This window comes from Rhodopseudomonas palustris HaA2, from assembly GCF_000013365.1.
Classification (GTDB): domain Bacteria; phylum Pseudomonadota; class Alphaproteobacteria; order Rhizobiales; family Xanthobacteraceae; genus Rhodopseudomonas; species Rhodopseudomonas palustris_J.
The window spans coordinates 1,576,489-1,588,882 of the sequence record NC_007778.1 but is presented as its reverse complement, the minus strand read 5'-3'; the positions used below and the strand labels follow the sequence as shown (position 1 = coordinate 1,588,882).

13 protein-coding genes are annotated in these 12,394 nt (G+C 64.5%); 7 read left to right on the top strand and 6 right to left on the bottom strand.

The features are described from left to right. The first annotated feature begins 51 nt into the window (after positions 1–51). From cysT to RPB_RS07020, 4 genes are all read left to right on the top strand, one after another. Positions 52–879: a sulfate ABC transporter permease subunit CysT gene (cysT, locus tag RPB_RS07035; protein ID WP_011440295.1), complete on the top strand. Its 828-nt coding sequence runs from the start codon at positions 52–54 to the stop codon at positions 877–879. After that, a complete protein-coding gene (gene cysW, locus RPB_RS07030) occupies positions 879–1,745 on the top strand; it encodes a sulfate ABC transporter permease subunit CysW (protein ID WP_011440294.1) in 867 nt (288 codons plus the stop codon). Before cysT ends, cysW begins: the two co-directional genes overlap by 1 nt. Before the next feature lie 145 nt (positions 1,746–1,890). Continuing rightward, complete coding sequence (locus RPB_RS07025; RefSeq protein ID WP_011440293.1) at positions 1,891–4,065, top strand: malate synthase G; 2,175 nt, start codon at positions 1,891–1,893, stop codon at positions 4,063–4,065. 175 nt (positions 4,066–4,240) lie between these two features. Then, the gene (locus RPB_RS07020) at positions 4,241–4,441 is read left to right on the top strand and encodes a CsbD family protein (RefSeq protein ID WP_041798596.1); all 201 of its coding nucleotides are present in this window, start codon (positions 4,241–4,243) and stop codon (positions 4,439–4,441) included. A gap of 172 nt (positions 4,442–4,613) precedes the next feature. On the opposite strand, the gene RPB_RS24410 is transcribed toward RPB_RS07020, so the two are convergent. The 3 genes from RPB_RS24410 to RPB_RS07010 form a co-directional block, all read right to left on the bottom strand. After that, positions 4,614–4,769 carry a Thivi_2564 family membrane protein gene (locus RPB_RS24410; RefSeq protein ID WP_011440291.1) on the bottom strand — a complete coding sequence of 52 codons (156 nt, stop codon included), beginning with the start codon at positions 4,767–4,769 and terminating at the stop codon, positions 4,614–4,616. A 177-nt stretch (positions 4,770–4,946) separates the two neighbouring features. Then, entirely contained in the window at positions 4,947–5,594 is a 648-nt protein-coding gene (locus RPB_RS07015) for a DUF2865 domain-containing protein (protein WP_011440290.1), read from the bottom strand. A gap of 17 nt (positions 5,595–5,611) precedes the next feature. Continuing rightward, entirely contained in the window at positions 5,612–6,370 is a 759-nt protein-coding gene (locus RPB_RS07010; protein WP_011440289.1) for a L,D-transpeptidase, read from the bottom strand. 244 nt (positions 6,371–6,614) lie between these two features. Between RPB_RS07010 and RPB_RS07005 the strand changes: the two genes are divergently transcribed. After that, on the top strand, positions 6,615–7,721 hold the full coding sequence (locus tag RPB_RS07005) for an AI-2E family transporter (protein WP_011440288.1): 1,107 nt from the start codon (positions 6,615–6,617) through the stop codon (positions 7,719–7,721). 135 nt (positions 7,722–7,856) lie between these two features. Here the strand turns inward: RPB_RS07005 and RPB_RS07000 are convergent, their stop codons facing one another. Then, positions 7,857–8,312 carry a hypothetical protein gene (locus RPB_RS07000; protein WP_011440287.1) on the bottom strand — a complete coding sequence of 152 codons (456 nt, stop codon included), beginning with the start codon at positions 8,310–8,312 and terminating at the stop codon, positions 7,857–7,859. A 319-nt stretch (positions 8,313–8,631) separates the two neighbouring features. After that, positions 8,632–9,438: a response regulator gene (locus RPB_RS06995; protein ID WP_011440286.1), complete on the bottom strand. Its 807-nt coding sequence runs from the start codon at positions 9,436–9,438 to the stop codon at positions 8,632–8,634. A gap of 218 nt (positions 9,439–9,656) precedes the next feature. Here RPB_RS06995 and RPB_RS06990 point away from each other — a divergent pair, with 218 nt between their 5' ends. Together RPB_RS06990 and RPB_RS06985 are read left to right on the top strand one after the other, a co-directional pair. Beyond that, a complete protein-coding gene (locus RPB_RS06990) occupies positions 9,657–9,878 on the top strand; it encodes a NepR family anti-sigma factor (protein WP_011440285.1) in 222 nt (73 codons plus the stop codon). Beyond that, positions 9,878–10,423: a sigma-70 family RNA polymerase sigma factor gene (locus tag RPB_RS06985; RefSeq protein ID WP_011440284.1), complete on the top strand. Its 546-nt coding sequence runs from the start codon at positions 9,878–9,880 to the stop codon at positions 10,421–10,423. Before RPB_RS06990 ends, RPB_RS06985 begins: the two co-directional genes overlap by 1 nt. Before the next feature lie 188 nt (positions 10,424–10,611). Here RPB_RS06985 and RPB_RS06980 read toward each other — a convergent pair whose 3' ends face one another. Continuing rightward, complete coding sequence (locus RPB_RS06980; protein WP_041798042.1) at positions 10,612–12,264, bottom strand: HWE histidine kinase domain-containing protein; 1,653 nt, start codon at positions 12,262–12,264, stop codon at positions 10,612–10,614. Positions 12,265–12,394 lie beyond the last annotated feature (130 nt).

The following is a 12,394-nucleotide window of genomic DNA, read 5'->3' as shown; positions in this document are numbered from 1 at the left end:
GAGGGAGCATGCCGCACTCGCGGTTACTTCATCCATTCACAGGTAACTTCTTTGCGACGCAGTGTCATTCCCGGCTTCGGTCTCAGTCTCGGCATCACCGTGCTTTATCTCGGCGTGATCGTGCTGCTGCCGCTGTGCGCGCTGATCCTGAAGGCCTCCGACATCGGCGCGGCCCAGCTCTGGGCGATCCTGTCGTCGCCGCGGACGCTTGCCGCCATCAGGCTGACGGTGACGATGGCGCTCGCCGCCACGATCTTCAACGCGGTCTACGGCCTGCTGCTGGCGTGGGTACTGGCGCGCTATCAGTTCCCCGGCAAGCGGCTGCTCGATGCGCTGGTCGACGTGCCGTTCGCGCTGCCGACGGCGGTGGCAGGCCTGGCGCTGACGGCGTTGTTCTCGAAGACCGGCTGGTTTGGGTCCGTGCTGGAGCCGCTCGGCGTCAGCGTCGTCTACACCCCGCTCGGCATCGGCATCGCGATGGCGTTCACCAGCATTCCGTTCGTGGTGCGCACCGTGCAGCCGGTGATCGAGGATCTCGGCAGCGACGTCGAGGAGGCCAGCCGCTCGCTCGGCGCCAGCGATCTGCAGATCCTGTCGAAGATCATCTTTCCGTCGATCTTCCCGGCGCTGCTGGCCGGCGCGTCGCTGGCCTTCGCGCGCAGCCTCGGCGAATTCGGCGCCGTGATCTTCATCGCCGGCAATCAGCCGATGAAGACCGAGATCGTCGCGCTGCTCGCCTTCATCCGGCTCGAGGAATACGACTATCCGGCCGCCGCGACGATCGCGGTGGTGATGCTGGTGATGGCGTTCGCGATGCTGCTCGTGACCAATGCGGTGCAGGCCTGGCAATTGCGCTATCTCGGACGGGGTGACAGGTGATGGCGAAGCCGCAGCCCCCGATCAAGAGAGACTGGATGGTAACGCCGGTCGGCGCCGGGCCGGTCGCACGCTTCGTCGTGCTGAGCGTGGTCGCCGTGGTGACGCTGTTCATTCTGGTGGCGCCGCTGGCGGTGATCCTGAGTTCGGCCTTCGCGCAGGGCGTCGGCGTGTTCCTGCGCAATCTCGGCGATCCCGGCACGCTGCACGCGATGTGGCTGACCACGATCACCGCGCTGATCGCGGTACCGGTGAACATCCTGTTCGGGCTCGCTGCGGCCTGGACCGTGACCAAGTTCGAATTCCCCGGCCGCACACTGCTGATCGCGCTGATCGAGCTGCCCTATTCGATCTCGCCGATCGTCGCCGGCGTCGCCTATCTGTTCGTCTACGGCTCGCAGGGGCTGTTCGGGCCGCTGCTGGAACAGCTCGACATCAAGGTGATGTTCGCGCTGCCGGGCATCGTGCTCGCCAGCATGTTCGTCACCGCGCCCTATGTCGCCCGCGAGTTGATCCCGCTGATGCAGGTGCAGGGCACCGACGAGGAAGAGGCAGCGGTGACGCTCGGCGCCGGCGGCTTCGCCACCTTCCTGCGCGTCACGCTGCCGAATATCCGCTGGGCGGTGCTGTACGGCGCGATCCTATGCAACGCCCGGGTGCTGGGCGAATTCGGCGCGGTGTCGGTGGTGTCCGGCAACGTCCGCGGCCAGACCACGACGCTGCCGCTGCAGATCGAACTGCTGTACCAGGACTATAATGTCGCAGGCGCGTTCGCCGCCGCGACCACATTGACGGCGGTGGCGGTGGTCACCATCCTGCTGAAAATGCTGCTGGAGCGGCTGGCCGGCGACGAGCATCCTTCGGCTTAGGTCGCGGCTGGCGCGAGGGGCCTTCCAATGCGCTCCGCTTTGGCGCTAAAAGAGGCACCCCCGAGGCCGCCATCCGCGGTCGTCGGCTCATTTTGACCCCTGAAACGGCCGCTGCTTTGCGCCCTTTCTCGCGAGACATCCTCATATGAATCGTATCGATGCCCACGGCTTGAAAATTGCGCCCGTCCTGTTCGACTTCATCGCCAAGGAGGCCGCGCCGAAGACCGGCGTCGCACCGGACGCCTTCTGGGCCGGGCTCGCCGCGATCGTGCGCGATCTGACGCCGAAGACGGTCGCGCTGCTGCAGCATCGCGACGGCCTGCAGGCCAAGATCGATGCCTGGCATCTCGCCAACAAGGGCAAGAAGCAGGACATGGCGGCCTACACCGCCTTCCTGAAAGAGATCGGCTATCTGCTGCCGGAGCCGCCGACGGTCGCGGTCGAGACCGCCAATGTCGACGACGAGATCGGCAAGCTGTGCGGCCCGCAGCTCGTGGTGCCGCTGTCGAATGCGCGCTACGCACTCAACGCGGCGAACGCGCGTTGGGGCTCGCTGTATGACGCGTTCTATGGCACCGACGCGATCCCGCAGGAGGCCAGCCAGGCCAAGGGCTACGACAAGGCGCGCGGCGACAAGGTGATCGCCAAGGCCAAGGCGTTCCTCGACCAGGCCGCGCCGCTGGTGGCCGGCAGCCACAGCGACGTCACCGCCTACAGCGTGATCGCCGGCCAGCTTTCGGCAAAACTCAAGAGCGGCAACGCCACCGGCCTGAAGACCCCCCGGCAGTTCGCCGGCTATCTGGGCGACGCCGCGTCGCCGAGCGCGGTGCTGCTGGTCAATAACGGCCTGCATATCGAGATCAAGATCGACCGCGCCAATACCATCGGCAAGGACGATGCGGCCGGCGTCGCCGACCTCGTGATCGAATCCGCGGTGTCGACCATCCTCGACATGGAGGACTCGGTCGCAGCCGTCGACGCCGAAGACAAGGTGCTGATCTACCGCAACACGCTCGGCCTGATGGACGGCACGCTGTCGGCCGATTTCGACAAGGGTGGCAAGACCGTCACCCGCGCGCTGAACGGCGACCGCACTTATACCGGCCCGGACGGCAAGGACGTCACCCTGCACGGGCGCAGCCTGCTGCTGATGCGCAATGTCGGCCATCACATGTGGACCGATGCGGTGCTCGATTCGAACGGCGACGAGATCCCCGAGGGCTTCCTCGACGCCGCGGTGTCCGGCCTACTGGCGATCCACGACCTCAAGGCACTCGGCAAGACCCGCAACAGCCGCACCGGCTCGGTCTACATCGTCAAGCCGAAGATGCACGGCCCGGACGAAGTGGCGCTGACTTGCGAGCTGTTCGGCCGCGTCGAGCAGATGCTCGGCCTGAAGGAGAACACGCTGAAGGTCGGCATCATGGACGAGGAGCGCCGCACCACGGTGAACCTCAAGGCCTGCATCCAGAACGCGTCCAAGCGCATCGTGTTCATCAACACGGGTTTCCTGGACCGCACCGGCGACGAGATCCACACCTCGATGGAAGCGGGTCCGATGATCCGCAAGAACGAGATGAAGGCGCAGCCCTGGATCAAGGCGTACGAGGACTGGAACGTCGACACCGGCCTGATCGACGGCCTGCCCGGCCATGCCCAGATTGGTAAGGGCATGTGGGCGGCCCCCGACAAGATGGCCGACATGCTGACGCAGAAGATCGGCCACCCGCAGGCCGGCGCCACCACCGCCTGGGTGCCGTCGCCGACCGCCGCGACGCTGCACGCGCTGCACTATCACCAGGTCGACGTGCTGGCGCGTCAGCAGGAGCTGAAGACGGGCGGCCCGCGCGCCAAGCTCGAGGACATCCTCACCATCCCGGTGTCGCAATCGAATTGGGCGCCGGACGACGTCCGCCAGGAGATCGACAACAACTGCCAGGGTATCCTCGGCTACGTCGTGCGCTGGATCGATCAGGGCGTCGGCTGCTCCAAGGTGCCGGACATCCACGACGTCGGCCTGATGGAAGACCGCGCCACGCTGCGCATCTCCAGCCAGCATCTGGCGAACTGGCTGCATCACGGCGTCGTCACCAAGGAGCAGGTGCTGGAATCGCTGAAGCGGATGGCGGCGGTGGTCGACAAGCAGAACGCTGGTGATCCGCTGTACCGGCCGATGGCGCCGGACTTCGACGGCGTCGCCTTCGAGGCGGCGTGCGACCTGATCTTCAAGGGCCGCGAGCAGCCGAACGGCTACACCGAATTCATCCTGCATATCCGCCGCCGCGAAGCCAAGGCGGCGCATCTGCAGGACCTGACCTGATCAGGTCAAACTTATCGTCCGCCGACAAGCAAGGCCTCTCCCGCAAGGGAGGGGTCTTTTTTACGTCCGGTAACCTGTTACTTGGCGCCGAGATTCGGGCGACCGCTTGCCGCAGACAATCCGGGAACCTTCGACATAGCCGTCCGTTGATGAGCATCTACAACGGAGAATGATGATGAATTGGGACCGCGTTGAAGGCAACTGGAAGCAATTCAAGGGCAACGTCAAAGAGAAGTGGGGCGAGCTCACCGACGACGATCTCGACAAGATCGCCGGCCGCCGCGACCAGCTCGAAGGCAAGCTGCAGGAGCGCTACGGCTATGCCAAGGACAAGGTGAGCAGCGACGTCGACGACTGGTTCAAGACGCTGCGCTGATCGTTCGCGATCCGCGATGAGCAAAGCCCCGGCCTCGCCGGGGCTTTTTGCTGCGCTGAGCACTTGCCTCACTCTGATCGGCTGCCGCCGAAACCGCAAAGGGGCGCACGCATCGCGCACGCCCCCTCCAAGCCGGTCTGGACCGCACGCCCGCGTGCGGCTCCCCTGCTCGCTAGAACACCGCCAGATATTTCAGCAACGAAATGATGCCAATGATGATCACGACCACACGGGCGATCTGTTTGGCGCGCCCGTCCATCGGCAGCAGGTTGATGAGATACAGCACCAGAATGACGACGAGAAACGTGATAAGAATACCAACCAGCATCGCAAGATCCTTTCAGCCCGCGGCCCACCCGCACCGGATCAACGGCGTGGCAGCGTCTCGGTTCCATCGTCGGAACTGATTGCCGCGTGGAGTGGATCTCTGGGCAAATCGAGCCGCACCCGGACGACGGTGCCTCATCGGCTTGGAAAGAAGAGGTCAGGCGCCGAGGCGAAGGGATCAGTTCGCGGCGACGACCGGCACGCGGCTGTAGGCGGATCGGATCGATGCCGGCGCCGGCGAGTAATTCAGCGCCCCTTCGCGACGGTCCGGCCGGCCGGCGACTTTGAGGCCATCCTGGCTGGCGACGATATCGCCCTTGCGCACCGTCGGATCGTTCTCGATCTTGATCTTGGCAAGGCCGAACTGATCCTTGCCGTTGCAGGTGCAGCCCGCCACGATCTCGGTTCGGTATTTGAAGGCGTTAGGCAATTCCGAATAGGGTTTTCCGGCTGACGTCCGAGCGCCGTCGATGCTGGAGCCGTACACCACTTTGGTGTCGCTGGCCGGGCAGAAGCTGTTGCAGGTCGCGTCCTTGCTTTCGCCTCCGGTCGCGGAAATCGGGAAATAGCGGCCGTCACAGGTGCGGACGCAATAGGCTTGTCCCCCGCTCGAAGCAGGTCGCGCCGCGCGAGGCGCCCGTGGCGCGTAGTCGCCCTCGCTGGCGAACGGCAACGCCCGCTCCGGCGCGTAGCCGCGCGCGGGAGGTTGAAAGCCGTGAAACAGCGCCGAGAAGAAATCCTGCGCCTGCGCGCCGGACGCCATGCCAGCCAGCGCCAGCATGGCCACCGCGCCGATCCCGACGGCTTTTGACATTGAGCGACGCATCGCGGCCTCCTTCCTGATCAGTCGCGCGACGACACGGCAATGTTCATGGCCTGCCGCTCGGGTCGTGGCTTGCGGGTTTCCAGGCTCGGCGCCGACTTCGGCAGCACCACCACCCGTGTGCCGACGGTGGCGCGGCTGAACAGGTCGGCGACGTCCTCATTGGTCAACCGGATACATCCCGACGACACGAACTTGCCGATTGTCGACGGATCGTTGGTGCCGTGGATGCGGTATTCGGTCGAGCCGAGATACATTGCCCGCGCGCCCAGCGGATTGCCGGGTCCGCCGGCCATGAAGCGCGGCAGATAGGGCTGACGCGCGATCATCTGCGCCGGCGGATGCCAATCCGGCCACTCCGCCTTGCGGGTGATCGTCTGCGTCCCCGCCCAGGTGAAACCCTCGCGACCGACGCCGACGCCGTAGCGGATCGCCCGGCCGCCGCCCAGCAGGTAGTATAAATAGGTGTTGGCGGTATCGATCACGATGGTGCCGGCGGGCTGGTTGATATTGTAGGCCACCACCTGCCGCCGCAGCCGGTCGGACAATTGCGCGTCCTCATCGTCCGTCACCGTCGCATCCGGTGCGGTGTCCTGTTGCGGAGAGGACAGCACCTGGTCGCCGGCGCCGAACGGGCCGGCCTGAGGCGCGGCCGCGTAGCCGAGCCTCTGCGCCGACGCCGTCCCGGGTAGCGCGACCGTCAGAAGGAGCGCGGCAGCGAACGCCATCAGTGGACGCGCCACCGAATTGCGTTTCGAAGCGATACCCGAAATCATCATGGTGCAGTCCCCGCATGTCGTCGCATCGTCGCGATGCTGCTAACAAACGCGGCGTCGACCATCCGGTTCCGGCGCGTCGCAGGAAGGCTCTTGACAAGCCGCCCGGTGCAACTCAGTCGCGGCCGGAACTTTCCCGAACCGTTCATGTTGTGGGTCCGGGCTGCCGCGTCGTGAGGTTGAACGACAACTGTCACGCGGTGGGCTCTTTCTGTTCAGCGATGGCGAACGAAGCGGGGTGGATCTGGTGCGAACTCTTCCCGTCGAACCTGCCGGCACCCCGCTTCCCGACAGCAAGGACGAGCGGCCGCCTCTGATCCGACGGACCGAGATCGTCGCCTTCGCCCTGGTCGCCCTGCTGATCATCGTGGTCATCGGGCTCCTCTACGTCGCCAAGCCGTTCTTTCTGCCGATCGTCACCGCCTTCGTGGTGGGCACGATGCTGTCGCCGGCCGCGACCTATCTGGAGCGCTGGCGGATCCCGCGCGCGGTCTGCGCGGTGCTGATCGTGGCGCTGGCGCTGGCGGGAGTCGGCTTCATGGTGGCGCTGATCTCGGTGCCGCTGATCGACTGGACCAGCCGGCTTCCCGAACTCGGCGTGATCCTGCGCGACAAGCTGAGCTTCTTCGAGCGCCCCATGGGGCTGTGGCGGCAACTTCAATCGGCTCTGGGCGGCACCGAACCGGCGGTGCCTGCACCGTCCCAGATGCCGCAGATCGACTGGATGCAGCCGACCCTCGAATTCCTGTCGCCGACCCTGACCGAATTCCTGCTGTTTCTCGTCACCCTCGTGCTGTTCATCGCGAGCTGGAAGGATCTTCGCCGTGCGCTGGTGATGAATTTCGGCGGCCGCGACGCGCGGCTGCGCACCTTGCGCATTCTCAACGAGATCGAGCAGAGCCTCGGCGGCTATCTGCTGACCGTGACGATCATCAACCTGTGCTACGGCGCCGCGACCGGCGTCCTTTGCGCGCTTGCCGGGATGCCCAATCCGGCCGGGCTCGGCGCGCTCGCTGCGACCCTCAATTTCATTCCGGTCATCGGACCGATCGTGATGTTCGTCATCCTGACACTGGTCGGGATCATCAGCATGCCCACGATGGGCGAAGGCTTGCTGGCGCCGCTCGGCTTTGCCGTCCTGACCTTCGTGGAGGGACATTTCATTACGCCGACCATCATCGGGCGGAGGCTGGAGCTGAACGCCCTCGCGGTGTTCATCGCGCTGGCGTTCTGGACGTGGCTATGGGGACCGATGGGCGGGTTTCTGGCGTCGCCGTTGCTGATCGTCGGGCTGGTGCTGAAGGAGCATCTGACGGCCGAGGACACCCCGCAACTGCCGGGGCGCACCGACTGAAACCCGTGCTGCAGCGCGGCTTCACGCGGTGCAGCCGCAAAGGTACCGGGTATCGTGGACGAGCCGGCGACACGAAAACACCCGCCAATTTCTCACTGGCGGGTGCGTGCTGGATCGCGGATGGCTATCGGGCCGTCAGGTCACGCAGCGACCAGGCTCGAGACGCTTGGCGACCTCGGTCAAGACGCTGACGACGGGTTCGCATGCGACCATCGTCCGCCGCGGCGAGGTGGGTGCCGGCTGCTGAGCGCGAATGCGCGTCGCCTGTCCCACTTGCGCATCCGGCACCCGGACCAGCACCGACTGGTCGACAAGATTCACGCCGAAGGTCTGGCCCGGCTGAACCTTCTGCGCCGGCGCGGCACGATCGGTCTTGTTGCCGCGATTGATGTCCTGAGATACCGCGGCGTTTCGCTCCAGGCGCAACTCACCGAGGTCGCCGCCGACCGCCAGTTGGGCCACGCCGAGCGTGCCCGTGATCGCGATGGCGCCCAAAACTCCCCGCACAATCTGTGACATGGTATTTTGCCGCTCTTGTCTGCGCGGCAGGATCGCCGCTTCGTCCTTTCGGCGGCTTGTCAAGCCCGCCATACCAGTTAATCGCCTGGGCGCGGGCTCGGTTCGATGACGAACGATCAACTAAGTGTGTGAATATTTCCGAGGCCGTCGCGGAACTCGATCTCGGATCAGACATTGTGCCGGCGCCGGTTAGTCCCCTGCCCCATTGACCGGCGATACAGGGCGCAGCTGTGGTGATGCCAGCTGCGCCCTGTTCCTTGTCCGGAAGCCGCATCGATTTCGGCAGCAGTTCGATATGATGGGCGGAAACCAGCGCACGAACGAACAAAAGCCGCCCGCGCAGTGGCGCGAGCGGCTCCCTGTCGACCCATGGTGAGACGCGAGTAGCGCGTCAGGATGCGGCGGCGTTCGGGGTCCGGTTGCGCGAATTGCGCTGGAAGAACAGGGCCTGACTCGCAACGGCGGACACCATCGCGGGCTGGAACGGCTTCGAGATCAGGAACGCCGGCTCGGGGCGTTCGCCGGTCAGGAAACGCTCCGGATAGGCCGTGATGAACACCACCGGCACCTCGAACGTCTTCAGCAATTCGTTGACGGCATCCAGACCGGAACTGCCGTCGGCAAGCTGGATGTCTGCGAGGATCAGCCCCGGCTTCTTGGTGCGCGCCAGGGCGATCGCGTCAGCGTGAGTGCGTGCAACGCCAATGACATTGTGGCCGAGGTTCTTGACGAGGCTTTCGAGATCCATCGCAATGAAGGTCTCGTCCTCGATGATCAGAACGTCGGTGGCGATCTCCTCGGCCATCTCCCGGCCGGCCGTATCGGCGAGCTGACGGATTTCGCCGACATCGGTGTGAAGAACGAAGGCGACTTCTTCTTCAGAAAACCCTTCCAGCGAGAGCAGCAGGAAGGCCTGCCGCGGCAGCGGGGTGATCGCCGAGAGCCGACGCTCGGAGGGCATCGGCAGCGAGCGAACCTCGGAATCGTCGTTGAGCGCCACCGAGTTCCAGATCTGAGCGAACAGACGAAAAAGCCCCGCCCGCGGACCGTGCCTTTCGTCGAGCAACGCCGGATCCTGAAGCAGCGCTTCAAGCATTGCGCCGACATAGGCGTCACCCGACGCCTGGTTGCCGGTCAAAGCCCGCGCATAGCGGCGCAACAACGGTAAATGCTCAGCAACCAACTGCGATCTCGACATCCCCACTCCAATCTCGAATCTGGTCTCGGCCGGTATCGGCAGGGCGGCCGAGCTCCCTGAGCCTACCTACGCCGGAGCGGCGGAAAAGTTCCATTCGACCGGGAACTTTACCGCTGCGGCCGAATTAGCCTGTCAGTGACACTGGCAACACCTTCAAAATCAAGCAAAACCCCAGTGATTTCAGGGGACTTGACCACGGGGAAGACATTGGATCAGTCATGAAAGATTTCAAGGCTCAGACAACGAGGAAGTCGGCGCCTAGCAGCAAGGGTGGCCTGAATCAAGAGATTCAGGCTCGGATCGGCCATCAGCTGCGTGCCATGTATGATGACGTGGTCAGGCAAGGCGTACCGGATCGGTTCGCCGATCTGATCAAACGGCTGGACGACCCGCAGCAAGGCGGTCCGACAGCGGCGACCGACAGCGAGAGGAGGGACTAATGCCTCTCACCGATTCTCTTCGAGACGACATTCTGGCGGCAGTGCCGAGCTTGCGTGCGTTCGCGATTTCGCTCAGCGGAAACGGTGATCGCGCGGACGATCTCGTGCAGGAAACCCTGCTTCGCGCGCTGGCCAATATCGACTCATTCCAGCCGGGCTCGAATTTGCCGGCCTGGCTGTTCACGATTCTGCGCAATCTGTTCCGGTCCGACTATCGGAAGCGGCGGCGCGAGGTCGAGGACGCTGATGGCAGTTATGCCAAGACGCTGAAATCGCAGCCGGGCCAGAACGCGCATCTGGAGTTCGAAGAATTTCGAGCGGCGCTGGAAAAGCTTCCGCAGGATCAGCGCGAAGCGTTGATCCTGGTCGGTGCCTCGGGCTTCTCCTATGAAGACGCCGCCGCCATCTGCGGCTGCGCCGTGGGCACCATCAAGAGCCGCGTCAACCGCGCGCGGTCCAAGCTGAGTGCGTTGCTCTATGTCGACGGCGCCGAGGATTTCGGACCCGACGACACAGTGCGCGCCGTGATCGGCAGCAACGGCTGACCAGCTTCGTCTGCAACGCCCAGCGCGACACGACCAAAATACGACCCAAGATACGATCCAGACACGCAATGCGAAGTTGGCCCTCGGGCCTCTTCGTTATTGCGGCCTGACGTTGCGGGATCGAGGCCCTGCTGCGCGTGGGGCGGCTGGGCCGGCTCGCGTGATAATTCTAGCAGACCGGAAAAGCTCTAGCGGCGGAGCGGCGCCGAGATCTGGCCGGTGCGGTCTCTTTCGTTGATGTCGACGACGGTTTCCATCGGCGCGGTCAGCTCATAGACATAGCTGAGGTCGGTGAAATGGCGTTTGGACGTGCCACCGAGTGCTTCCGGAGCGACGCGATCGAGCAGAATGACCCCGAATTCGCTGTCGGGACGCCGCGTCGCCTCGCTGGTGTTGAACTCCTCCCAGCGGAAGCTGAACACCGAATCGGCCCCCTCGCCCTTCACTTCCCAGCTCGCAACGATGTGCGGGTGCTTGCCGACCAGCGACAATCCCTCGTCGGAGTGCGAAGCGAGCTCGAAGAACAGCAGAGACAGACTCTGCGCCGCACGCGCGCTCACCGCGATGTCCGGGCCGTTGACCGCGATGCGGTCTGCATGCGGGATTGCCCTCGCTTCGAAAAGCCCCTTCAGCATCACGCCCTGCCATTGGCTCTCGCTCAGCAGCGAGACGACGTTGGACATGGCATGGATGCGCCCGATCAGCAGTTCGCGGGCGACGTCGACGTCCGAACCGTGCCGCAGCGTCCGCGTCACGATCGACTGGATCACGGCCAGGATATTCTTGACCCGGTGGTTGAGCTCGTCGATCACCGCAGTCAGGCGTCGCTCGAAGCCGATCCGCATCTCGATTTCGCGCCGCAGCCTGACGTTGCTGTTGCTGACGTAACCGAACAGGCCGCAGATGATGAAGGTGAGCGCCAGGCCGATTGCAGCGACGATTGCCGCGACCTGCTGAGCGCGGACGAACGGACTGACACGCGCGTAGTAGGCCAGCGACCAGTCGCGATCACCGAAGGTCATGGTCCGGACCATCATCGGCCTCTCGCCGTTCGGGTGCGCCGGCCGTTCAGTCACCCGGCCGCGCTCGTCGGCAAGCAGTTCGACATCGGGTTTCCGCGGATCGGCGAGCACCACGGAAAACATCGACATATCGTCGTTCGTCAGCATCAGCGCCGAGAGATCGTAGGAAAAGGTGATGAATCCGACCGCCGCCGAGGCGTCTTCGGTCATCACCGGCGCCGCCAATACCACACCGATCGGCCCATCGGCGGCGCCCAGACGCAATGGGTCCGAGGCTTCCGGCTTCCCGGACTCGAGCGAGCGGGCGAACATTCGCCCCAGAACCGGATGGTCGTCGAGCGATCGCCCCGGCAGCGCAACGGTTTCGGCATTACGCGGCTCGATGTCCATCACCACGTCGACCGGATCGCGAAGCGTGGACGGATCAATCGGGGTCCCGTCGGAATGGCGGATTGTGGTGTCGGAAAAGCCGGCCTTGGCCAGTTCGGCCTGCGCGGCAGCGAACTCTTCGGGCTTCAGCCTGACGATCCAGCTCGCCAGCAGGAAGTCGGCCTTGAAGGCGTAAATCGACGAGCGCAGCGGCTGCAGCATGTCCGCCCTGATCACCGCAGGCGTGCGAAACAAGCCAGACGCAACCCTGCCGAGCAGTTCCCGCTCGGTCAGCCGATCCTGAACCTGGCTGGCATGCACGTCGATCGCCCGGCCCAGCGCGATCCGCTCGACCGCCGATTCCTGTTCATAGATCCGATATGCCGCGAAGCCGGACAGCAGCATCCCGACGACGGCGATCAGCGCGATGATGGAGACTAGGCGAATCAAGCTTCTACTCAATCAACGAGTGGAGGGCCGATGCCATCCATCATCATGCCAATGCCGACGAGATTGGCCAAGCAATGTCGTCGCACGTACCGTGGAGGACAACCATCCTTTGCAGCTTCCTGTGGGCCCG